23 protein-coding genes are annotated in these 21,334 nt (G+C 71.9%); 10 read left to right on the top strand and 13 right to left on the bottom strand.

The annotated features are described in order from the left end of the window. Positions 1 to 219 precede the first annotated feature (219 nt). From ABZ385_RS05390 to ABZ385_RS05380, 3 genes are all read left to right on the top strand, one after another. A complete protein-coding gene (locus ABZ385_RS05390) occupies positions 220 to 1,641 on the top strand; it encodes a family 2B encapsulin nanocompartment shell protein (protein WP_358584511.1) in 1,422 nt (473 codons plus the stop codon). Positions 1,642 to 1,722: 81 nt separating this feature from the next. Then, complete coding sequence (locus tag ABZ385_RS05385; RefSeq protein WP_358909803.1) at positions 1,723 to 2,979, top strand: family 2 encapsulin nanocompartment cargo protein terpene cyclase; 1,257 nt, start codon at positions 1,723 to 1,725, stop codon at positions 2,977 to 2,979. 15 nt (positions 2,980 to 2,994) lie between these two features. Further along, complete coding sequence (locus ABZ385_RS05380) at positions 2,995 to 3,876, top strand: geranyl diphosphate 2-C-methyltransferase (protein WP_358909801.1); 882 nt, start codon at positions 2,995 to 2,997, stop codon at positions 3,874 to 3,876. A 78-nt stretch (positions 3,877 to 3,954) separates the two neighbouring features. Here ABZ385_RS05380 and ABZ385_RS05375 read toward each other — a convergent pair whose 3' ends face one another. The 9 genes from ABZ385_RS05375 to ABZ385_RS05335 form a co-directional block, all read right to left on the bottom strand. After that, on the bottom strand, positions 3,955 to 4,218 hold the full coding sequence (locus ABZ385_RS05375) for a hypothetical protein (RefSeq protein WP_358584514.1): 264 nt from the start codon (positions 4,216 to 4,218) through the stop codon (positions 3,955 to 3,957). A gap of 378 nt (positions 4,219 to 4,596) precedes the next feature. Beyond that, entirely contained in the window at positions 4,597 to 5,010 is a 414-nt protein-coding gene (locus tag ABZ385_RS05370) for an ATP-binding protein (protein ID WP_358584515.1), read from the bottom strand. Positions 5,011 to 5,144: 134 nt separating this feature from the next. After that, entirely contained in the window at positions 5,145 to 5,840 is a 696-nt protein-coding gene (locus ABZ385_RS05365) for a ribonuclease H (RefSeq protein WP_358584516.1), read from the bottom strand. 43 nt (positions 5,841 to 5,883) lie between these two features. Further along, complete coding sequence (locus ABZ385_RS05360; RefSeq protein ID WP_358909799.1) at positions 5,884 to 6,942, bottom strand: serine hydrolase domain-containing protein; 1,059 nt, start codon at positions 6,940 to 6,942, stop codon at positions 5,884 to 5,886. A 41-nt stretch (positions 6,943 to 6,983) separates the two neighbouring features. Beyond that, complete coding sequence (locus ABZ385_RS05355; RefSeq protein ID WP_358909797.1) at positions 6,984 to 7,916, bottom strand: hypothetical protein; 933 nt, start codon at positions 7,914 to 7,916, stop codon at positions 6,984 to 6,986. Then, positions 7,913 to 8,695, bottom strand: coding sequence for a hypothetical protein (locus tag ABZ385_RS05350; RefSeq protein WP_358584519.1), 783 nt, complete (start codon positions 8,693 to 8,695; stop codon positions 7,913 to 7,915). The genes ABZ385_RS05355 and ABZ385_RS05350 overlap by 4 nt, the downstream gene beginning before the upstream one ends. Beyond that, the gene (locus tag ABZ385_RS05345) at positions 8,692 to 8,874 is read right to left on the bottom strand and encodes a hypothetical protein (RefSeq protein WP_358584520.1); all 183 of its coding nucleotides are present in this window, start codon (positions 8,872 to 8,874) and stop codon (positions 8,692 to 8,694) included. Before ABZ385_RS05345 ends, ABZ385_RS05350 begins: the two co-directional genes overlap by 4 nt. A 568-nt stretch (positions 8,875 to 9,442) precedes the next feature. Beyond that, on the bottom strand, positions 9,443 to 9,598 hold the full coding sequence (locus ABZ385_RS05340) for a DUF6131 family protein (protein WP_358584521.1): 156 nt from the start codon (positions 9,596 to 9,598) through the stop codon (positions 9,443 to 9,445). A gap of 135 nt (positions 9,599 to 9,733) precedes the next feature. Continuing rightward, positions 9,734 to 9,862: an LPFR motif small protein gene (locus ABZ385_RS05335; protein ID WP_358699524.1), complete on the bottom strand. Its 129-nt coding sequence runs from the start codon at positions 9,860 to 9,862 to the stop codon at positions 9,734 to 9,736. 285 nt (positions 9,863 to 10,147) lie between these two features. Here ABZ385_RS05335 and ABZ385_RS05330 point away from each other — a divergent pair, with 285 nt between their 5' ends. Beyond that, positions 10,148 to 10,375 (top strand): DUF5133 domain-containing protein, encoded by a 228-nt coding sequence (locus ABZ385_RS05330; protein WP_358584523.1) that lies wholly within the window; start codon positions 10,148 to 10,150, stop codon positions 10,373 to 10,375. A 290-nt stretch (positions 10,376 to 10,665) separates the two neighbouring features. Continuing rightward, a complete protein-coding gene (locus ABZ385_RS05325) occupies positions 10,666 to 12,885 on the top strand; it encodes a catalase (RefSeq protein WP_358584524.1) in 2,220 nt (739 codons plus the stop codon). A 27-nt stretch (positions 12,886 to 12,912) separates the two neighbouring features. Here ABZ385_RS05325 and ABZ385_RS05320 read toward each other — a convergent pair whose 3' ends face one another. From ABZ385_RS05320 to ABZ385_RS05310, 3 genes are all read right to left on the bottom strand, one after another. Next, positions 12,913 to 13,902: an SDR family oxidoreductase gene (locus tag ABZ385_RS05320; RefSeq protein ID WP_358909796.1), complete on the bottom strand. Its 990-nt coding sequence runs from the start codon at positions 13,900 to 13,902 to the stop codon at positions 12,913 to 12,915. 94 nt (positions 13,903 to 13,996) lie between these two features. After that, positions 13,997 to 14,725, bottom strand: coding sequence for a Sir2 family NAD-dependent protein deacetylase (locus tag ABZ385_RS05315; protein ID WP_358584528.1), 729 nt, complete (start codon positions 14,723 to 14,725; stop codon positions 13,997 to 13,999). A gap of 105 nt (positions 14,726 to 14,830) precedes the next feature. Next, the gene (locus tag ABZ385_RS05310) at positions 14,831 to 14,965 is read right to left on the bottom strand and encodes a hypothetical protein (RefSeq protein ID WP_358584531.1); all 135 of its coding nucleotides are present in this window, start codon (positions 14,963 to 14,965) and stop codon (positions 14,831 to 14,833) included. A gap of 370 nt (positions 14,966 to 15,335) precedes the next feature. Here ABZ385_RS05310 and ABZ385_RS05305 point away from each other — a divergent pair, with 370 nt between their 5' ends. The 5 genes from ABZ385_RS05305 to ABZ385_RS05285 all read left to right on the top strand — a co-directional run bounded on the left by ABZ385_RS05305 (position 15,336) and on the right by ABZ385_RS05285 (position 19,944). Next, positions 15,336 to 17,183 carry an ATP-binding protein gene (locus tag ABZ385_RS05305; protein WP_358909794.1) on the top strand — a complete coding sequence of 616 codons (1,848 nt, stop codon included), beginning with the start codon at positions 15,336 to 15,338 and terminating at the stop codon, positions 17,181 to 17,183. Positions 17,184 to 17,305: 122 nt separating this feature from the next. Beyond that, positions 17,306 to 17,725 carry a roadblock/LC7 domain-containing protein gene (locus tag ABZ385_RS05300; protein WP_358589276.1) on the top strand — a complete coding sequence of 140 codons (420 nt, stop codon included), beginning with the start codon at positions 17,306 to 17,308 and terminating at the stop codon, positions 17,723 to 17,725. Continuing rightward, on the top strand, positions 17,722 to 18,084 hold the full coding sequence (locus ABZ385_RS05295) for a DUF742 domain-containing protein (RefSeq protein ID WP_358589273.1): 363 nt from the start codon (positions 17,722 to 17,724) through the stop codon (positions 18,082 to 18,084). The genes ABZ385_RS05300 and ABZ385_RS05295 overlap by 4 nt, the downstream gene beginning before the upstream one ends. Continuing rightward, entirely contained in the window at positions 18,065 to 18,679 is a 615-nt protein-coding gene (locus ABZ385_RS05290) for an ATP/GTP-binding protein (protein ID WP_358909792.1), read from the top strand. Before ABZ385_RS05295 ends, ABZ385_RS05290 begins: the two co-directional genes overlap by 20 nt. Next, entirely contained in the window at positions 18,676 to 19,944 is a 1,269-nt protein-coding gene (locus ABZ385_RS05285) for a cytochrome P450 (RefSeq protein WP_358909790.1), read from the top strand. The genes ABZ385_RS05290 and ABZ385_RS05285 overlap by 4 nt, the downstream gene beginning before the upstream one ends. Before the next feature lie 45 nt (positions 19,945 to 19,989). Here the strand turns inward: ABZ385_RS05285 and ABZ385_RS05280 are convergent, their stop codons facing one another. Beyond that, positions 19,990 to 21,216, bottom strand: coding sequence for a cytochrome P450 (locus ABZ385_RS05280; RefSeq protein ID WP_358589266.1), 1,227 nt, complete (start codon positions 21,214 to 21,216; stop codon positions 19,990 to 19,992). Positions 21,217 to 21,334 lie beyond the last annotated feature (118 nt).

The following is a 21,334-nucleotide window of genomic DNA, read 5'->3' as shown; positions in this document are numbered from 1 at the left end:
GAACGGCGTCTCGAACATGATCACCACATCGGGGTAACCGGCCCCGCGCGGGCTGTGCGAGGCCGTGCGCGGGCCGAGACTGCTCCATGACCTGGACCGGGACCGCTCCATGACCTGGACGGCACCCCAGCAGCCTCCTCTTTCGCCCTCTTTCCTCCTCCTTGGCCGCTCGGCACCGACGTGCGCCGTCCGCTACCCCCCGAAGGTGAGCTCGCCCCGATGACCGTCGACACCAGTCCCGAAGCCCGGCCGAACGCCCAGGCGGAGCCCCCGCGGCAGGCCCTCAGCACCGAGGCGGCCCGCAAGCTCGCCAGTACGACCAAGTCCGCCCCGCAGATGCAGGAGATCACCTCCCGCTGGCTGCTGCGGACGCTCCCCTGGGTGGAGACCAAGGGCGGCACGTACCGGGTCAACCGCAGGCTCAAGTACACCGTCGGCGACGGGCGGGTCGATTTCGTCCAGGACGGTGCCCGCGTCCACGTCATCCCGCGCGAACTCGGCGAACTCGCCCTGCTGCGCGGCTTCGAGGACGAAGAGGTCCTCGCCGCCCTGGCCGGCCGCTGCGTGCAGCGCGACTTCTCCCCGGGCGAGGTCCTCGTCCACCGCGGCACCGCCGCCGGGGAGATCCATCTGATCGCGCACGGCCGCGTCGGGCAGACCTCCGAGGGGCCCTACGGCGACGACATCACCGTCGCGATCCTCGCCGACGGCGACCGCTTCGGCGAGAACGCGCTCCTGGACGCCGACGCCACCTGGGACTACACCGCCACCGCCGAGACCTCCGGCACCCTGCTCACCCTCTCCCGCGCCGACTTCGCCGCGATCCAGGCGTCCTCGCCGGAGCTCCAGGCCCACATCGAGGCCTTCAGCGCCCTGCCGAACCAGCGCCAGAACCGCCACGGCGAGGCCGAGATCGCCATGTCGGCCGGTCATGTCGGCGAGGCCGTGCTGCCCGGCGCCTTCGTGGACTACGAGGTCAACCCGCGCGAGTACGAGCTCTCCGTCGCCCAGACCGTCCTGCGGGTGCACACCAGGGTCGCGGACCTCTACAACGGGCCGATGAACCAGACGGAGGAGCAACTCCGGCTCACCATCGAGGCGTTGCGCGAACGCCAGGAGCACGAGCTCATCAACAACCGGGAGTTCGGCCTGCTCCACAACGCCGACTTCAAGCAGCGGATCCAGCCCCACTCCGGGCCGCCCACCCCGGACGACATGGACGAGCTGCTCTGCCGCCGCCGCGGCACGAAGCTCTTCCTCGCCCATCCGCGCACGATCGCCGCGATCGGCCGCGAGTTCAACGCCTGCGGTCTGTACCCGGACCACGTCGACCTCGGCGGCCAGCAGGTCCCGGCCTGGCGCGGGGTCCCGATCCTGCCCTGCAACAAGATCCCGATCAGCAAGGAGCAGACCAGCTCCATCATCGCCATGCGTACCGGCGAGGAGAACCAGGGCGTCATCGGCCTGCGCCAGACCGGTCTGCCCGAGGAGTACGAGCCCGGCCTCTCCGTCCGCTTCATGGGCATCAGCGAGCAGGCGATCATGTCGTACCTGGTCACCACGTACTACTCCGCCGCCGTCCTCGTACCCGACGCGCTCGGCGTGCTGGAGAACGTCCAGATCGCCCGCAGGCGCGACTAGTACGGCCGCCCGACGCCCGGGCCCGTCCGGCACGCCCGCCCCCGGATCCGGGACGGGCCCCCACCGCACAAGGAGCTACGGATGCCCGATCCCGATCTCTCCCCTCCGCAGTCGAGCCTCCCCGCCCAGACGCCCGCACCGTCGGCGCCGTTCGCCCTGCCGACGGGCGGCCGGCCGCTGGTGTCCGTGCCGGCCGGGCCCGACCCGGCGGCCGTCGCCGCCCCGGTGGACCCCGTGGTCGAGCGGATCCTGCGCGGTCCCAGCGGCCTCGGGACGGCAGGCCTCTCGCTGGCCCCGCGCGACGCGGGCCCGGACGCGCTCGCGCGGCACACGGCCGAGGCCACCGGCGAGCAGACCGAGGGCCGGCCGATTCCCGGCCTCTACTTCCATGCCGTCCCCGAACCCGACCCGGTACGCGTCGCCGAGGTCAGCCGCCGCGTCAAGGACTGGGCCGTGGACGAGGTCCAGCTGTTCCCCGACGACTGGGAGGGCGAGTTCGACGGCTTCTCCGTGGGGCGCTACATGGTGGCCTGCCACCCAGACGCCCCGACGGTGGACCACCTGATGCTCGCCACGCGGCTGATGATCGCGGAGAACGCCGTCGACGACTGCTACTGCGAGGACCACGGTGGCTCGCCGATCGGCCTCGGCGGCCGTCTCCTCCTCGCGCACACCGCCCTCGACCCCCTGCACACCACTGCGGAATACGCTCCCGGGTGGGTGGAATCGCTCGGCGCCGACGCGCCCCGACGGGCGTACCGCAGCGCCATGGAGTACTTCGTCCGGTCCTCCGCCCCCTCCCAGACGGACCGCTACCGGCATGACATGGCCCGCCTGCACATGGGCTATCTGGCCGAGGCCGCCTGGGCCCAGACGGACCACACGCCCGAGGTGTGGGAGTACCTGGCGATGCGCCAGTTCAACAACTTCCGCCCCTGCCCGACCATCACCGACACCGTCGGCGGCTACGAACTCCCCGCCGACCTGCACGCGCGGCCCGACATGCAGCGCGTCATCGCGCTCGGCGGGAACGCGACCACCATCGTCAACGACCTGTACTCGTACACGAAGGAGCTCGCCGCCCCCGGACGGCACCTCAACCTGCCGGTCGTGCTCGCCGAACGCGAGAAGCTCTCCGAACGCGACGCGTACCTGAAGGCCGTCGAGGTCCACAACGACCTGATGCGCGGCTTCGAGGCCGCCGCCGCCGAGCTGGCCGCCGCCTGCCCCGTCCCCGCGGTGCTCCGCTTCCTCAGGGGCGTGGCCGCCTGGGTCGACGGCAACCACTACTGGCACCAGACCAACACCTACCGCTACAGCCTGCCCGATTTCTGGTGAGAAATGGACTCTTCAGTGACTACCGAGCTGACCTCCGCCGACGCCTCCTCCACGTTCATCCCGGGCCCGGCGACGCCCTACCAGGGGGACATCGCCCGCTACTGGAACAACGAGGCCAGGCCCGTGAATCTGCGCCTCGGTGACGTCGACGGGCTCTACCACCACCACTACGGCATCGGCGCGGTCGACCACGCCGCCCTCGGGGACCCCGAGGACAGCGCGTATCAGCAGAAACTGGTGGCCGAGCTGCACCGGCTGGAGTCGGCGCAGGCCGAGGTCCTTCTGGACCACCTCGGTCCGATCACCCCCGCCGACACCCTCCTGGACGCCGGCTGCGGCCGCGGCGGTACGAGCGTCATGGCCCACCAGCGCTACGGCTGCACGGTCGAGGGCGTCACCCTCTCCTCCACGCAGGCCGACTTCGGCAACAGGCGCGCGAAGGAACTCGGCATCGGGAGCCATGTCCGCGCCCGCGTCTGCAACATGCTCGACACCCCCTTCGACAAGGGCAGCATCACCGCGTCCTGGAACAACGAATCGACCATGTACGTCGACCTGGACGACCTCTTCGCCGAGCACTCCCGGGTCCTCAAGGTCGGCGGGCGCTATGTGACGATCACCGGCTGCTGGAACCCCCGCTACGGTCAGCCGTCGAAGTGGGTCTCGCAGATCAACGCCCACTTCGAGTGCAACATCCACTCCCGTCGCGAGTACCTGCGCGCGATGGCCGACAACCGCCTGGTGCCGCAGGCCGTCATCGACCTGACCCGCGACACCCTGCCCTACTGGGAGCTGCGGGCCACGTCCTCCCTGGTCACCGGCATCGAGGAAGCGTTCATCGAGTCGTACAGGGACGGCTCGTTCCAGTACGTCCTGATCGCCGCCGACCGCGTGTGACCCTTCGCCCTTCATGGCACCCGGGTGCCATGAAGGGCGCTCGTGGCCCGCTCCGCTGCGGCCCCTCGCCGGGAGGCCCTACTTTCCGCCGGCCGCCAGCATGCCGCGGTGGGCGATGTCCAGGCCCGTCTTGGCGGTGCTCAGACCGGTCTTCGTGCCCTTCATGACCTCCTGCGTGGTGCCGGAGGGGTCGGCCAGCGTGTCGGCGACGACCTTGCCCACGTTGTTGTTCTTCACGGGCGCATCGTGGACGGCGGACGAGGAGGCGTCGGCCTGCCCCGCCATGGCGAGGGCGGCGGCGGCAAGGGTCAGTACGGTGATGGTTCGCTTCTGGTTGCTCATGCCTTCTCAAACGGCCGGGCGAGGGCGAGGATGCGTCCACGTCGGCGATACGCCGCACGATTCCACCATCGGAGGGAACGGCGAGCCCGCCGGAGCCCGCGCCGCCTGCGAGAAGCGCACGGGAAAGTCCTCGACGTCAGGTGTGAGCGCCCGCGCGGCGGGCAGGCGACCCGTGCAGGGGTGACAACCTGACGGCGCCGTCGCACGGTCAGTGTCAGTGGACGGCGCCTCCTGCAAGCTGAGCGGCCGCGCCTTCGTGGGACAGGGCAGCGGCCGCTCATGCATGCCACCCCCCCGGTCGCCCGGGGAAGGCGGCGACGGAGAGTCCCGAGCACGTCCGCACGTCGCGGGGCCCCCGGTGGGTCGGCCCCGCCGGCGTTACCTCGCCAGCTCGGCGCAGATGGTCTTGCCGGTCGGGCCGAGGGTGACATCCACGGTCCGGGCGAGATTGCGCACCATGGGCCAGCCGAATCCGCCGGTTCCGCCCGCGAGGTCGGGGGTCCGCTCCTGGGGCGGTCGGGGGTCCGCGTCGGACACGGTGATCGTTATGGTGTCGGGCCGCTCCTGGAGCCGCAGCGAACACAGGGCTCCCCGGGCGTGGCGCACGACGTTCGTGATGAGCTCGGAGACCACGAGTTCGATGCTCGCGGCGGTCTGCTCACCCACGGCAGGAGCCAGTCCGGCGAGGAACCCGCGCGTGTGGTCCCGTGCGTCGGTGACCGCTTGGGGCTCCTTGTCGAAGGTGGCCGTCCCAGGCGGCCCGTCATCGAGCCGCATCTGCTGCGTCCGCATGAGCCTCCTTCCTCCGGTTACTCCTGTGTGATGGCTGTCCGAGGGGAACACCTGCCCGCAAAGCGGCAGGTTTAATGCGTCCCTGACGCCTCGGATGCGGCGGTTGCCGAACCGTTGCAATGGCGTCGAGGGTGTCAGTCGCCGGCATCCCGGCACTCCACGTGGCCCCAGCCGTGCGGATTCTTCGCGATCTTCTCGCCGGCGGCGTACGGCTTCTGGCAGTGGCAGCGGCCGGGGAACTTCGCCTTGATGACCGGGCCGCCCGTGCCCGTCTTCTTCGTGCGCGCGGTGGTCTTCTTGGGGGCGCCGCCCGCGGGGGAGGCGGTCATGCGCTCGGCGCGCGGTTCGGGGATCTCCGGCGCGCCGTGGGCGGTGCCCGCGGGCTGCTGGCTGGTGGCGGCGTCGCTGGCCGCCACGTCCGCGATCGCGTTCAGGTGGTCACCGTCCACGCGGTGGGCGGCCACGTGCCGGAACGTCACGTCACGGCCCTGCAGCAGGGCGTCGATGCGTACGACGAGTTCCTTGTTCGCGACCGGCTTCTTCGCCGCGGTCAGCCAGCCGTTGCGTTTCCAGGAGGCGATCCACTTGGTGACCGCGTTCATCGCGTACTGACTGTCCATCCGCACTTCGAGCGGCACGGCCGGGTCGGTGGCCTCGAGCAGTTCCGCCAGCGCGGTCAGCTCCGCCACGTTGTTGGTGGAGTGACCGAGCGGCCCCGCCTCCCAGCGACGCGGGGTGCCGTCGGCGTCGGCGACCACCCAGGCCCAGGCCGCGGGCCCGGGATTCTTCTTCGCCGCGCCGTCACAGGCGGCAATGATCAAGTCAGACATCCTCCGATGATTTCATCCCGCAGTCCGCCCCCGGAACGCCGGATCACTCTTCGGGCCGGGCGAGCGTCCACAAACCCGTGTAGGCCCGCTGGATGAAGCCGCCGGTCAGGGCCGGGTTCGTATTGGCCAGCGCGGCGAGGCAGACGCGACGCTGCGGGCAGAAACCGACGAAGGCGGTGAAGCCCCTGGTGCCTCCGGAGTGGTGGTAGAGGTCCCGGTCGGCCCGGGGCCGGACGTTCCACACCAGGGCGATACGTCTTCCGGTGCGCGGCAGGGCGACGCGGGGCACCGTGACGTCGGCGAGCGCGGCCCGCAGCGTGCGGGGGACGCCCGGGGGCACGGTGCCGGGGTCGAGGAGGCCGTCGAGGAGGGTGAGCAGGTCGCGGGCGCTGGAGCGGCAGGCCCCGGCACCCGGCATGGCGCCCATCTGCCAGGCGGGGCGCGCCCTGCCGTGCCAGTACCCGGTGGCCTGCGGCTGATCGGTCAGGCAGCTGGTACGGGTCAGGCCGAGCGGATCCAGCACCCGGGCGGCGAGCAGCGGGGCATAGGCGCCGCCGGGCCCGTGGGCGGCGCGGGCCAGCAGGTCGCCGAGCAGGCCGACGCCGAAGTTGGAGTACCGCACACGGGTGCCGGGTGCGGCGTGCGGCCGCGTGCGGGCGAGGGCGTGACGCAGCGTTTCGGGGGAGTAGCCGGCGTACGGATTGCTGAACCAGGCGGGCACGGCGGCGCGCAGGAAGCCGGGGGGAAGCCGCGGCAGCCCCGAGGTGTGGGTCGCCAGGTGCAGCAGGGTGATGGGGGAGCCCCGCAGGTGGGGCGCCGCGCCACGGGGCAGGAAGCGGGAGATGGGGTCGTCGTGGGCGACCTCGCCGCGCGCGACCATCTCGGCCAGGAGCAGGGCGGTGAACGTCTTGGTGAGCGAACCGATCTCGAACCGGGTGTCGGGGCCGGCCGGCGCTCCACCGCGCAGCGCGCTGTCGCCGGTGGCGAGGAGCGCGCGTTCCTCGCCGCGCCGGACGGCCAGCACCACGGCGCTCGCGCCCGGGGCGGCGTCGCGCAGTTCGGCGAGCAGGTCGGCGGCCCAGGGGGGAGTGGCGGCGGCCACGGGGCGCTCGCCATTCCCGGCGGACGGGGGCGCGGCCGGGCTCACCGCGGCCCCGCCGTCCCTCCCAGGGTGCGGGAGACCGCGAGGCTGCCGGCGACCGCGGCCACCACGGCGGTGTGCTGGTGGTCGGCGAACCGCCGGTCCGGGTCATCGGCGACCGGCCCCCCGTCGCGGGGCACGAGGCCGTCGGCATGCTGGACCCGCGCGAGTCGCTCCCAGTCGGCGGGCTCGCAGTAGGGCTCCCTGAGGCAGCACCCGACGATCATCAGCTCGGCCATCAGGTCCCACTGCTCGATCTCGGCCCAGATGTCGATCCACACGGGCAGCCAGGTGCCGACGTACGCGGCGAGGTCGTCGGGCAGCCCGGCCGGCGCGCCGCCCCAGTCGGTGAGGTGGAAGACGGTGTGGGTGACGCAGTAGCCGGTCATCCAGTCGATCAGCCAGGGCTCGGGCGTGCCGCCCAGCCAGGTGGCCCGGGTCAGCGCCGGCCAGTCGTACGAGCCGCCCCGCGGGTCGAGGCCGATGACGCGAGCCGCGTTCGCGACGGCGAGTCTGCGGTTGGGCATCAGCTCGGCGGCCCGGACCGAGCGCAGGGAGGTGGTGTGGGCGAGCAGCCGGTCGAGGGCCTCGTGGCGCAGGCCGCAGCGGGCGAACGGGGCGTACGCCTCCAGGGGGTCGGTCAGCAGCGAGAACCGCAGCAGCCGCTCGTACAGCATGTCACCGTCGCCGAACTGGCTCCAGCTGAAGCTCAGCAGCTCTCGTGCCATGGCCAGTTCGGCGCTTCCGGCGGCCGACTCGCGCAGCACGAGGGAGGCGGCGAGCGCGGTCTCGCCGAGGGGTTTGTAGACGCTGTCGGGGTCACCGAGGTCGGCGGTGGTGTCGGTGGGCAGCGCGCCGCGCTCGCGGTGGGTGTACAGCCAGGTCAGGGCCTGGGTGCTCACCTGGTGCGCGGTCTGGGTCACGGACGCCGTCACGGATCCTCCAGTGCGAGCAGTCGCCCCGAGATCGCCACGTCGAGGGCGAGGCGCGGTCCGCCGCCGAGCAGGCGCAGGTGCGCGACCAGGGGAGCGGGGTCGAGGGGCAGGGGCACGCCCTCCGCGCCCAGCAGGGCGAGCCAGCGCGCGATGCGGGCGGCGGTGGGGAAGTCCCGGCGCAGCACGGAGCGGGTGGCGCCGCGCGCGAGGGCGAGTGGGGCGGCACGGGCGGCGTCGTGCACGGGGCCGCCGAGCCCCGGCAGGGCGAGGGGGGAGAGCTGGCCCATCCGGACGGACCAGTGCTGCCAGCCGGTGGCGGAGCCTGTGCGGTCGAGTTCAGGGGCTCCCGAGGGCCGCGGGGCGAGGGGACCGGCGCCCGGGCCCGTACCGGCACCGACGGGTTCGGGCGCGCCGGGTGGGTCGGTGAAGCGGGTCAGGAGCGTGGCGGTGGCCCAGTCCCGCCAGGCGACGAGCCAGGGTTCCGGAGCCCCTTGCGGGGGAGCGGGAGGCGGGGTCACCGCTGCCGGGAAGACGGCGAACGACTGGGTGACGGCTGCCGCGTCCTGCGGGTGGAACACCGCGTTGCCCAGGACGTAGGGGGCGAAGAGGTCGGCGCCGAGCACGCGGAGCCCGGCGAGGGCTGCCTTGGGGTCGTCGGCGCGTTCGACGTGCTGGGCGACCATGGCCGTGCCCTCAATGCCCCGGAGGGCATCAAGGACACGAAGAGCCAGGTCAGCCGCGGACGTCGCATACGCGGTCTGCGACTGATCGGGGCTCACTTGCCCTTCGGCTCCTTCGGCTCCGCGGGGGAGAGAAGCGCCAGCAGCAGGAGGACACCTGCGGCCTGCGGCGTGTAGATCGGCGCGTCGCTCACCATCGCCTCGGGCTCAACCATGGTCGTGCCGAGCGCCGGGGCATCCGTCGGAGTGACGAGAAGCGGTGTTTGCTGAGCAAGCATGTTGCCTCCTCAATTGATTACTTCGTCACCATGTCCGGTGACGCCCACCCTCGGCCCAGTTTAGGGCAATACGTCAGTAATGTCTGTTTAGTTCGCAACAACTGGTCGCCGGAGAAGCGCTTCAGTCCCGTTCCCGTCCCTGTACGTGAGCCGATACGCGCCGCCGCCTGCCCGCAAGTGGCCGGGAGCGGAGGGCAGTTGAGGGGAGCGGTATGCGGGGCGACCTTCACGTGCACCCCTGTGCACCGCTGTCGAGTCAACGCCTGTCCCGTGTAGGGGAGTTGAAGGCACAGGAAAAACGCGAACGACGGGCGCATGAGATGTGACGGGGGGTCAGGGACGCTACGGCGCGTGGGGGTTTGGCGTGGGCCTCTCAGGTGGTCGCCTCGCCCTGTTCGCAGGAGTGGTCGCCTCGCCATGTCCGCAGTGGCTGCGCCAGAACATGACAGAGCCGGCGATCCGTTCGGGGAACGGTTCGCCGGCTGGGGGAGCGGCGTGGGGACGACCTCGCCGCGGGCCGGTGGTTCAGAGCCACCGACCCGCGGTCACAGAAGGTACCGGGTTGCCACTACCAGTAGTGTCGCCGACCGCCGACGGCGTGGCCGACGGAGCCGAGCACCCACAGGGCGGCACCGATGACGACCAGGATGAGACCGATGGTCCACAGAATGGATATACCGGTCACCAGACCGATAACGAGCAGGATGACGCCGAGTGCGATCATTGGATCCTCCGACCCTCTGAATTATTTCCAAGTATGCGCCTGATGAGTCCTCCGCGACAGTCGCGGACCGATCCCATCGCGCAAGCGTGGCGACGGTGCGGAAGTCGGCGCTGTGACCTGGATGCGGCCCTGCCGTCAGTGGCGACCGTGAGCGGTGTTGGAAGCGCCGCCGAAGAGCCGCGCGACGGCACGGAACGGGAGCGTGACCACCGTGGCGATGGCTCCGCCGATGGCACGGAAGATGTCTGCGATGGCCTTCAGCATGTCAGGGCCTCCATGGTCTGTTCACCGGCGACTGGCTAATCGCTGAGCGCCGTATTGCTGTTCCTGCCGGTTGCCCTGCGAGCGACATCGAAAACACCCGCGTCGCTCGCGGTGCCCGCCATTGCCCCCTATGGCCCCACCCCGGAGCAGGGCGGTAAAGGACATCTCACGAGCCCGCCCGAAATTGTATGAATACCGCCCGCCCCCAGGGGCACAAGGGGACAGCCGAACGGCGCTTCCCGCACCAGAACCGCGATTCCTCGCATCGGACGGAAGGACCACCCCGTGCTCAGGCCCCACCCCTCCTTCGTGCACGCCCTGCTCGAGAACCACGCGACGCTGAGAGAGCTCCAGGCGAAGGAGGACTCCGCCGAAGTCCGCCGACAGCTCGACGACGTCACCTACACCCTCTGCGTCTCCACCGGCACGCGCACGCTCGACGCGGCCATCGCGGCGGCCAGGGCCCAGCTCGCCGGAGTGGCCTCCCAGGACGACTCCAGCCTGGCCGCCTGAGCCGGTCCGGGCCGGGCGCGCTCCGCCCGCCCCAGGTATTCCGTTTCGCCCCGTGGACCTCGGGAACCCGGGGCGGCAGGCGCAGCAGGCGGCACCCGACCGTGCCGCCGTCCATCGCCCCTCTCGTCCCGCGGCCTCTTCCCCACAACGGGCGACCCGTCGGACACGGCGCCTGTGCCCCTGGGCGGCTTTCGCCGCAGGGGCACGGCTGGACGGGCGAACGTCCTGTTTGGGCGGGCCCCGCCGAGGCCATGGCTGTGACACCCCCCTCCCTCACTTCTGGAGCGACCATGAGCGACGAGCACCGCAACGACATCCCCGGAGCCCCGGCCCCCCAGCCCCCGACGGTCGCCGAGCCCACCGAGCCGCACGAACCCCTGCCGCCCAAGCCCGACCAGGAGAGCCCGGAAGCGGTCTCCCCGACGGGCAAGCCCACCGGCGCCCCCGCCTCCGCGCGCGCCCAGAGCGGCGCCTACCTGACCACGGCGCAGGGCGCCCGCCTGTACGAGACGGACCACTCGCTCAAGGCCGGCGCCCGCGGGCCGGTCCTGCTCCAGGACCACCACCTGCGCGAGAAGATCACGCACTTCGACCACGAGCGCATCCCGGAGCGCGTGGTCCACGCCCGCGGAGCGGCGGCCCACGGCATCTTCAAGGGGTACGGGACGGCGGCGAACGTCACCAAGGCGGCGTTCCTCGCCAAGGACGCCGAGACACCCGTCTTTGTGCGGTTCTCCACGGTCCTCGGCTCCCGCGGCTCCTCGGACACGGTCCGCGACACCCGGGGATTCGCCACCAAGTTCTACACCGAGGAAGGCACCTTCGACCTCGTCGGCAACAACATCCCGGTCTTCTTCATCCAGGACGCCATCAAGTTCCCCGACATCATCCACGCGGGCAAGCCGCACCCCGACCGGGAGATCCCGCAGGCCCAGAGCGCGCACGACACGTTCTGGGACTTCGTGACCCTCCACACGGAAGCGGCCCACCACACGCTGTGGAACATGTCGGACCGCGGCATCCCGCGCTCCTACCGCATGATGGAGGGCTTCGGGGTCCACACCTTCCGGCTCGTGAACAGCGAGGGCGCCACCACCCTCGTCAAGTTCCACTGGAAGCCGAAGCTCGGCGTGCACTCCCTGACCTGGGAAGAAGCCCAGATCACCAATGGCATGGACCCCGACTTCCACCGCCGCGACCTCGCCGACGCCATCGAGGCGGGCGCCTTCCCGCAGTGGGAACTGGGCATCCAGGTCTTCCCCGACAACCCCGAGCAGAGCTTCCAGGGCATCGACCTGCTCGACCCCACCAACATCGTTCCCGAGGAGCTCGCGCCCGTACAGCCGATCGGGCTGCTCACCCTGAACGCGAACCCGACCAACTACTTCGCCGAGACCGAGCAGGTCGCCTTCCACCCCGGCCATCTCGTCCCGGGCATCGACATCACCGACGACCCGCTGCTCACCGGCCGCCTCTTCTCGTACCTGGACACGCAGATCAGCCGGCTCGGCGGCCCCAACTTCGGCCAGCTGCCCATCAACCGCACCCACGCGCCGGTCAACGACATGCTGCGCGACGGCATGCACCAGACCGCCGTCCACGCCGGCACCGCCCCCTATCGGCCCAACTCCCTCGACGGCGGCTGCCCCTTCCTCGCGGGCGCGGACAACGGCGCCTTCGTCGAGGTGCCCGTCGAGGTACCGGCCGCGCAGAAGGTCCGGCAGGCCCCGGCCTCCTTCGCCGACCACTTCAGCCAGCCCCGGCTCTTCTGGCGCTCCATGACGCCCGTCGAGCAGGAGCACATCATCGCCGCGTACACCTTCGAGCTGAGCAAGTGCTACGAGCAGGCCATCAAGGAACGGGCGCTCCAGGTCCTCGCCAACATCGACACCGAGCTGTGCCGGCAGGTCGCCACCGGCCTCGGCCTGCCCGCGCCGCAGCCGACCGAGAACCTGGCCGACCCCGAGCCCAGCCCCGCCCTCTCCCAGATCGGCAAGACCTGGCCCGTGGAGGGCCGGATCATCGGCATCGTCACGGACGGGGAGAGTGACCTCGACGGGCTGCGCTCGGTGCGCCGCGCCGTGCTCGACGCGGGCATGGTGCCGCTCATCGTCGCCCCCACCGGCGGCCAACTGGACGCGGGCAAGGAGCCGATCGCCGTCCAGCGGACGTTCGCCAACGCCCGGTCCGTCGAGTTCGACGCGCTCCTGATCGCCGGGGCCCCGGCGCCCGGGGCCGACGCGTACGGAGCCAGGGACGCCAAGGCCGGTGAACCTTCGGGCACCGGGACCGCCGTGGACCCGCGCATCCTGCTGATGGCGGCCGAGGCCTTCCGCCACGGCAAGGCGATCGGCGGCTGGGCCGGGGCGGACGCGGCGCTCCGAGCGGCCGGCATCACCGACACGGCACCGGGCGTCGTCCTCGCCGGCGGCGGTGTGGAGGCGCTGGAGCAAGTGGCCGGGCTGCTGGGCCAGCACCGCGTCTGGGACCGCTTCCCGGCGGCCGTCTGACCCACCGCGCGTGGCGGACCCGGGCGGCTACCTCCGTCCGGGTCCGCCGCACGCGCGTCGGCCCATCGCGAGAACGACCCCGGCGGCCAGGGTCACGGTACCCAGCCGCCGTACCGCCGTACGCCTGCGTCCGTGCCACCCGCCGCCCACCGAGCCGGGGCGGGGGAGCGGACGCAGCACATTGCCGGACGTGGGTGCGGCGCTCTCCTCGCGCGAGAGGTGGGAGCGGTCCATCTGGTGTGCCAGGAGCCGCTCCACGAGCGCGGGCGCCACTTTCGCCTGGATCCCGAGCAGTCGGCCGGCCGGACCGACATACACCTCACGGCGCGGGCGGCGGGCCAGCCGGAACACCGTCCGCGCCGCGCGTTCGGCCGTGTACACGGGCGCCATGGGAAGCACTTTGCGGCCCGAATAGTTGGCGGCGCTCTCGAAGAACGGCGTGTCCATGGTCGCGGGCAGCACCGTGCACACGTGGACGCCGCGCTGCCCCGCCAGCCGCATCTCCTGGCGCAGACTGCCGCCCAGCGCCCGCACCGCCGCCTTCGAGACGACGTAGGGGATGTTGTACGGCACGACGCCGGCCCCGACGACCGAGGAGACGTTGACCAGGGTGCCGCCGCCCTGCCCGCACATCACGCCGAGCGCGGCGCGGGCGCCGTGCACACAGCCCAGGACGTCGACGTCGAGGACCCGCCGGAAGACCTCCGGGGGAATCTCCTGGAGCGAGCCGAAGGCGGCCACCGCCGCGTTGTTGACCCACACGTCGATCCGGCCGTACGCGGCGACGGCCCGCCGGGCGAGCCGGTCGACCGCCTCCGGATCCGTCACGTCCGTGGGAACGACGAGGGCCCGCGCGCCCCGGTGCTTCCGGCACCCGGCGGCGACCTCCGCCAACTCGGCGGCCCGCCGCGCGGCGAGCACCACCGACCAGCCCCGCGAGGCGAACCGCAGGGCACAGGCCCTCCCGACACCGCTCGACGCCCCGGTGATGACCACGACCTTGCCCTGTTCCGCCACGAGACCGGTTCCTTCCCTGCCGCGTTCCACGCAGGGCAGTGGACCGCGCCAAGCCCCTCGGCGCATCCGCACGGCGGCAACCGGCCCAGTGCGCCTACGTCACTTCCTCGGACCGCAGCAGTTGCGGAAGGGCCGTGCCGATCGGCTCGCGCACGAGGCGATCGGCGCGGTCGTCATACGGTGTCGGCTCGGCGTTGACGATGATCAGCCGTGCGCCGTGGTCGACGGCGAGCCCGGCCAGTCCGGCGGCCGGGTGGACCTGGAGGCTGGTGCCGACCGCGATGAACACCTGGCAGGCCTTGGTGATCGCCACCGCCTCGCCGAGGACCACCGGATCCAGGTGCTCGCCGAACATCACCGTCGCCGACTTCAGGATGCCCCCGCAGATCTGGCACGGCGGATCGGCCTCACCCGCCTCCACCCGGGCCAGCGCCTCCTCCATCGGAGCGCGCGCACGGCAGCCGGTGCACACCACCGACCGCGCCGAACCGTGCAGTTCGAGCACCTTGCGCTCGGGGAGGCCCGCGAGCTGGTGCAGTCCGTCCACGTTCTGGGTGATCACCCGTACGGGCACGCCGGAGCGTTCCAGGGCGGCCACCGCGTGGTGCGCCGCGTTGGGCCGGGCCCCGAGCGTATGGGTCTCGCGGCGCATCCGCCACGACCGGCGCCGGATCTCGGGATCACCCATGTAGAAGTCGTACGTGACGAGCTTCTCGGCCTCGGGGTCGCGCCGCCACAGGCCGCCCGGCCCGCGGTAGTCGGGAATGCCGGAGTCCGTGGAGATGCCCGCCCCGGTCAGCAGGGCGACAAGCGGCTTGCTCATGCGGCCGAGCGTAGGACGCGCGGTCCGGATCAGGCGAACGGATACGCGTCCGTCCCCGCTTGCCGCCCCGACCGGTGTCTCACCCGCCGAGGCCCGCCGGGCACGTCACCGCCGGCGCAGCTTGCCCAGGAGGCTCTGCGCCTGGGCACGGCGCCGCGGGTCGGCGGAGGCGCGACGAACCTGCTCCACGGTGCGCCGGCCCTGCGGACTCCGGACGAAATCCTTGATCTTCGTCATCATTCCCGGCATGACTCCTCCTAGAGCGGGGGTGAACGGTTGCCTGCACCGCTGCGTGTACCCGCTGCGGCCCGGAGTGTGCGTGCCAAGAGGCAGTCAAATACCGCCCGCGCCCCAGCGGAGTCCCCTGCGTCCGGAAAGAGTCGAACTCCTCTATCACCGACGCGTGTTCGAATGGGCGAGATCACGACGAACTTCCCTGCGGGGCAAGGAGTTCCACCTCGCTGACGTTCGCGCCCAAACGAGTGGCTAGCATGGCGCGATGTGAGGTCCGGAAGATCGACGTCCTCTTGGCGTCCCCTTCCGGGCCTGCGACCGATGCGCATCGATCGGCTCGCTGTCCGCCTGCACTCAAGGACCGAGGGACCGCTGAATGTCAGTGCCTGCTCCTCCCAGCCCGCGCCGCATAGCGAAGGCAGGGCGCCCCGCGTGGGCGGTGCCCGTCGGCGTGCTGGCGGTGACCGGCGGCGCCGGCGCCCTCGCGGTCGCCGCGGCACCGGCCGCCGCCCGTGGCTGGACGGCGGCCTCGACGGCGGTCGGCTGGCTGTGCCTTGCCGTCTGTCTGCTCGTCGGCTCCGCCGCCGGGCGGCGCGCCCACCGCTCGGCCGCCGCCGAACGCGCCGAGGCCGACGCCCTGAAGGCCCAGCTCGGCCGTCAGGGCGCCGAGTCCGCGCACCTGGCGAACGTCACCCTCCCCATGCTCGTCAAGCAGCTGCGCGATGGTGCGCCGGCGGGGGAGGTCCTGGCGAACACCGCGCCCCCCTCGGACCCCCAACTGCGCCAGATCGTGCACACGTTCGCCTCCGCCATGGAGGAATCGGTGCACTACGCCAAGGCCGTTGAGGCCCAGCGCGACCACGCGCAGGGACAACTGGCCCAGGCCACCGGCGAGTTCGACATGCTCACCAAGGTGACCATGCCCGCCGCGATCGAGCAGCTGCGCGAGGGAGCCTCCGCCGACACCGTCCTGGCCACCCTCCAGTGGCCGCAGAACCCCCTGCTGCGCCTGCCCGCGGAATCGTTCATCCGCGAACTCGCGCACAGCGAGCGCCGCGCCGCCGCCGCCCAGGCAGCCTCGGCCAAGGCGCTGAGCCGCGTCCAGGCCAAGTCCGTGAGCATGCTCGCCGACCTGCGGGACATGCAGGAGCGCCATGGCGTCGAGGTCTTCGGCGACCTGCTGAAGCTGGACCACAGCACATCCCAGCTCGGCCTGATGACCGACCGCCTGGCCCTGCTCATGGGCGGCCGCTCCAGCCGTGCGTGGAACAAGCCGATCGTCATGGAGAGCATTCTGCGGGGCGCCGTCGGCCGGATCTCCGCCTACCAGCGGGTACGGCTGCACTGCTCGACCACCGTCGCCGTCGCCGGATTCGCCGCCGAGAGCGTCATGCACCTGCTCGCCGAACTCATGGACAACGCGGCGAACTTCTCCCCGCCCATCGACGAGGTCCACGTCTACGTCGAGGAACGCAGCGCCGGGATCGTCGTCACCATCGAGGACAGCGGCCTGCGCATGGCCGACGCGGCCATGCGCCGCGCGGAGGAGTCCGTCTCCGGGAAGATCACGGACCTTGCCTCGCTCCAGGGCACCCGCCTCGGCCTCGCCGTCGTCGGACGCCTCGCCGCCAAGTACGGCATGAGCGTCAACTTCCGCCCCTCCTCGCGAGGCGGCACCGGCGTCGTCGTCCTCCTGCCGCCGCAGCTCCTCGCCCAGCAGCGCGACCCCGCCCCGCAGCAGCCGGCCGTACGCCGCGACACCGCGCCGCCGACCCCGCCGCTCCCCACCGCGCCCGCTGCGACGGCAGAGGCGTACCCCACCCTCCCCGAGGCTGCCGCGGCCGCCGCGCTCCCCGCCGCCGGCGCGCTGCCCCCCGCGGCGCTGCCCCCGGCCGCGGACGCCACCGCCCGGCCGGCGCGGACCGCTCCCGCGACCGCTTCCGCCGCCACGCCAAACGGCCTGCCCGTGCGCGCCCCCGGCCGCACCATGGCCGAGGCGGACCGCGAACGCCGTCAGCGCAAGGCGGCCTCCGACGCCGCGTCCGCTCCGGGGACCGGGGACCTCCCCGGTGAGACGGGGCAGCCCGCGCGGGACGCCGGTGCCCGCTTCGGCGCCTTCCACCGCGCGCGCCGCGCCGGGGGCGCCCCGGCCTTCCCGACGGCCCCCGAGCCCCCGGACGCGCCCGGCCACCCCGCCGCACCCGGTCGGCCACCGGCCGAGTAGGACGAAACCCCCGCACGGCGCCCGGGTCCGGCGCCCCCTTCCCCCTTCCCCCGCTCAAGATCGTGAGATTGGAGGCACGGGCCGGTGACTGGGCATGCCCGAAGCACCTCGCCCCACCCACCATGCAGACCACTGACAACAGCCTGACCTGGCTCCTGCAGAGCCTTCTCCAGCGCACCCCGGGCACGCGGCACGCCCTGGTGCTCTCCCGGGACGGCCTGAAGCTGTGCTGGAGCGAGCATCTGACGCTGGACCAGGCCGACCAGCTGTCGGCGATCTGTTCCGGCATCCAGGCCCTCGCCCAGGGCGCGTCCGCCGAGTTCGGCGACGGAACCGGCGGCGTCCGGCACTCCATGACCGAGTTCCACGGCGGGCTGCTCTTCATCGTCGAAGCGGGGCTGGGCGCCCACCTGGCGGTCATCGCGGACGAAAACGCCGACCCGGGCGTGGTGGGCCACCAGATGACCGAGCTGGTGGAGCAGATCGGGGAGCACCTGCGTGCCGAACCGCGCGCCGAGGGTGAAGGCAGCGGCTCCTCGTGACGCCGCGCAGGCCCGTGGACATCGGTGACCCGGACCGGCTCTACACGGTCACCGGCGGCCGCAGCCGGGCCGACGACGACTCGTTCGACCTGGTCACGCTGGTGGTGAGCGAGTGCGAGCCGGCCGCGGGCATGCAGTCGGAGCACGCCCGCATCCTCGACCTGTGCCGGCACCCCTCGGCCGTGGTGGAGATCGCCGCGGAGCTCAAGCTGCCGATCACCGTGGTGCGGATTCTGCTGGGCGACATGCTCGCCATGGGCCGGATCACGGCCCGTCATCCCCGCGCGGCCCACTCGGTCGCCTCGATCCCCGAATCCGCCCTTCTCAAGGAGGTGCTCCATGGGCTCCGCAACCTCTGAGCTGCCTTCCCGTACTCCGCTGTCCGACACCGCCGAGACCGGGCTGAAGATAGTCGTCGTGGGCGGATTCGGCGTCGGCAAGACCACCCTGGTCCGTTCGGTCAGCGAGATCCGGCCGCTGAACACCGAAGAGGTGATGACGCAGGCCGGTGTCGGCGTCGACGAGACGACCGAGGTGGCCGCCAAGACCACCACGACGGTGGCCTTCGACTTCGGCCGGATCAGCCTCAACGAGCGCGTGGTGCTCTATCTGTTCGGAGCCCCGGGCCAGGAGCGCTTCTGGTTTCTGTGGGACCGCCTCTTCTCCGGCACGCTGGGCGCCGTCGTCCTCGTCGACACCCGGCGCATGGACGACTCCTGGTACGCGATCGACCGCCTCGAACACCACAAGACGCCGTTCGTGGTGGCGGTCAACCGGTTCGACGACGACACCTCCAGGCACTCGCTGGAGGAGATACGCCAGGCCCTCGCGCTGCCCGGGCACGTCCCCCTGATCGACTGCGACGCGAGGGTCAGATCGTCGGGCAAGGACGTCCTGATCACCCTCGTGGACCACCTCTACAAACTGGCCATGGCCCAGGAGATGACACCGTGACCGAGCCGACCGGATCCCCTTACGAGCCGAGCGCCCCACCGCCGGGGTGTCCCGCGCACGCGGGCGGCGTTCGCCTGGGCGGTCTGGAGTACCAGCAGACGCCCGCGCAGCTCTACCGCAGCCTGCGCCGCGAGCACGGCGCGGTCGCGCCGGTGCTGCTCGACGGGGACGTGCCCGCGTGGCTGGTACTGGGCTACTCCGAGGTCAGCTATGTGACCGGCCACGACGAGCTGTTCGCCCGGGACTCGCGCCGCTGGAACCAGTGGGACCGCATCCCCGCCGACTGGCCCCTGATGCCGTTCGTCGGCTACCAGCCCTCCGTGCTCTTCACCGAGGGCGAGGAGCACCGCAGGCGGGCCGGCGTGATCACCGAGGCCCTCGAAGGAGTCGACCAGTTCGAACTCGCCCGGGACAGCGGCCGGATCGCCGACCGCCTGATCGCCTCGTTCGCCGGCAGCGGCCAGGCGGAGCTGATGAGCGCGTACGCCCACGCCCTGCCCATGCGGGCCGCCGTGCAGATGTGCGGCATGCCGCACACCGGCACCGACACCCAGCAGCTCGTCGAGGACCTGCGGATCTCCCTCGACGCGGGGGAGGGTGACGACCCCGTGGCGGCGTACACCCGCGTCGGCGAGCGCATCCAGCTCCTGGTCAAGGAGAAGCGGGAGCGGCCCGGCGCGGACGTCACCTCGCGGATGCTGCTGCATCCGGCGAACCTGACCGACGAGGAGATCGTCCAGGACCTGATCTCCATCATCGCGGCGGCCCAGCAGCCCACGGCGAACTGGATCTGCAACACGCTGCGCCTGATGCTGACCGACGAGCGGTTCGCCCTGAACGTCTCCGGCGGGCGGCTGAGCGTGGGCGAGGCCCTCAACGAGGTGCTGTGGCTCGACACGCCGACGCAGAACTTCATCGGCCGCTGGGCGGTACGCGACACCCAGCTCGGCGGGCGGCAGATCCGGGCCGGCGACTGCCTGGTCCTCGGCCTCGCGGCGGCCAACACCGACCCGCAGATCTGGCCCGAATCGCACGTCGGCCCGGAGAACTCCGCCCACCTCTCCTTCAGCCACGGCGAGCACCGCTGCCCCTACCCGGCACCCCTGCTGGCCGACGTGATCGCCCGCACCGCCGTCGAGACGCTCCTGGAGCGGCTGCCCGACCTCGTGCTCGCGGTGGAGCCCGAGGAGCTGACCTGGCGCCCGTCCATCTGGATGCGCGGCCTGATGTCGCTGCCGGTGCAGTTCACGCCGGTCACTCACTGAGCCCGCGCGGGGCGCCGCCCACCCGGGCGGCGCCCCGCGTCGCGGTCAGGCAGCTACGGGCGTGAACCGGACGGGCAGGGACTGCGGGCCCCGCGTGAACACTCCCTGCTCCACCGGGTCGAAGCCCTCGGCGAGCCGTACGTCGGGCATCGCGTCCAGGAGCTGGTCGACGCCGATCTCCACCTCGGCCTTGGCCAGCAGCGCGCCCACGCAGAAGTGCCGCCCGAGCGCGAACGCGAGATGGTCCGCCGCGGCGGAGAACGCGGTCGTGGCGGTCAGGTCGTCCCGGAAGATGTCGAAGCGGTCCGGGTCGCGGTAGCGCCGCTCGTCACGGTTGGCGGAGCCGATCAGGCAGGTCACGGTGGCCCCGGCGGGCACGGTGCCACCGGTCAGCTCCACGTCGGTCGCCGACTGCCGCATGATCATGTGCACGGGCGGCGTGTACCGCAGGGTCTCGGCGAAGGCCCTGGCGATCAGCGTGCGGTCCCGCCGGACGGCCTCCAGCTGCTCGGGGTGCGTCAGGAGGTTGGCGAAGATGCTGGCGATCGCCTTGTCGGTGGTCTCGCCGCCGGCGGCGAGCAGCAGGCTGCAGAAGGCCTTGATGTCCTCGTCGCTCATGCGCACCCCGTCGACCTCGGCGGCGCACAGCGAGGACAGCAGATCGTCGCCGAGGTGCTCGCGGCGCTCCCGGATGATCGGGATCATGTACTCGGCGAACTCCACCCGGGTCCGTTCGCCCGCCGCCGCGACCTCCGGATCACCCGCGAGATTGCCGAGGAAGGCGATGACGGTGGTGTACCAGCCGTGGAAGCGGGCGTGGTCGGCCTTGTCGAGGCCCAGCATGTCGGCGATCACGTTCACGGGGAAGCGGGTGGCGTAGGCCGCCACGAGGTCCACGTCACCCGTGTGGCGGAAGGTGTCGATCAGTTCGCGGGAGTTGCGCTCGATGACGGGCAGGAACTTCTCCCGCAGGTCGCCGCCGCGGAAGGCGGGCGCGACCAGCGCGCGCCGCACGGCGTGCTCACGGCCGCTGAGCTGCAGGATCGTCTTGCCGTGGACGGGCTCGATCTGCCAGTCGTAGTTGTCGGTGGTGAACTGCGAGCCCTTGTCCTTGAACACGCGCTCGACGTCCTCGTACCGCGAGACGATCCAGCTCTGTGTCGCCTCGTGCCAGAAGAGCGGCGCGCGCTCCCGCATCGCCCGGTAGGCCGGGTAGGGGTCCTTGGCGAACTCGGGCGAGAGGATGTCGGGGACCTGCAGCGCGGCGGACATAGGGCTCCTTGGTGGGTACAGGCAACGCGCACAGGCTATTGATCACTTGCGGAGCCAGCCAGACCGCCCTGGCCTCCTGTTGAGCACTGCACTAAGGTTGGCCGAAAATGATCCCCTG

Source organism: Streptomyces sp. NPDC005898 (assembly GCF_040629635.1).
Classification (GTDB): domain Bacteria; phylum Actinomycetota; class Actinomycetes; order Streptomycetales; family Streptomycetaceae; genus Streptomyces.
Note: the sequence above shows the minus strand (reverse complement) of the source record. Positions and strands in the feature narration are given on the sequence as shown.

Coding starts and splice junctions, on each gene's coding strand:
- ABZ385_RS05390 (WP_358584511.1), top strand. CDS start 220: ATGACCGTCGACACCAGTCCCGAAGCCCGGCCGAACGCCCAGGCGGAG.
- ABZ385_RS05385 (WP_358909803.1), top strand. CDS start 1,723: ATGCCCGATCCCGATCTCTCCCCTCCGCAGTCGAGCCTCCCCGCCCAG.
- ABZ385_RS05375 (WP_358584514.1), bottom strand. CDS start 4,218: ATGAGCAACCAGAAGCGAACCATCACCGTACTGACCCTTGCCGCCGCC.
- ABZ385_RS05370 (WP_358584515.1), bottom strand. CDS start 5,010: ATGCGGACGCAGCAGATGCGGCTCGATGACGGGCCGCCTGGGACGGCC.
- ABZ385_RS05365 (WP_358584516.1), bottom strand. CDS start 5,840: ATGTCTGACTTGATCATTGCCGCCTGTGACGGCGCGGCGAAGAAGAAT.
- ABZ385_RS05345 (WP_358584520.1), bottom strand. CDS start 8,874: ATGCTTGCTCAGCAAACACCGCTTCTCGTCACTCCGACGGATGCCCCG.
- ABZ385_RS05340 (WP_358584521.1), bottom strand. CDS start 9,598: ATGATCGCACTCGGCGTCATCCTGCTCGTTATCGGTCTGGTGACCGGT.
- ABZ385_RS05335 (WP_358699524.1), bottom strand. CDS start 9,862: ATGCTGAAGGCCATCGCAGACATCTTCCGTGCCATCGGCGGAGCCATC.
- ABZ385_RS05325 (WP_358584524.1), top strand. CDS start 10,666: ATGAGCGACGAGCACCGCAACGACATCCCCGGAGCCCCGGCCCCCCAG.
- ABZ385_RS05315 (WP_358584528.1), bottom strand. CDS start 14,725: ATGAGCAAGCCGCTTGTCGCCCTGCTGACCGGGGCGGGCATCTCCACG.
- ABZ385_RS05310 (WP_358584531.1), bottom strand. CDS start 14,965: ATGATGACGAAGATCAAGGATTTCGTCCGGAGTCCGCAGGGCCGGCGC.
- ABZ385_RS05305 (WP_358909794.1), top strand. CDS start 15,336: ATGTCAGTGCCTGCTCCTCCCAGCCCGCGCCGCATAGCGAAGGCAGGG.
- ABZ385_RS05300 (WP_358589276.1), top strand. CDS start 17,306: ATGCAGACCACTGACAACAGCCTGACCTGGCTCCTGCAGAGCCTTCTC.
- ABZ385_RS05290 (WP_358909792.1), top strand. CDS start 18,065: ATGGGCTCCGCAACCTCTGAGCTGCCTTCCCGTACTCCGCTGTCCGAC.
- ABZ385_RS05280 (WP_358589266.1), bottom strand. CDS start 21,216: ATGTCCGCCGCGCTGCAGGTCCCCGACATCCTCTCGCCCGAGTTCGCC.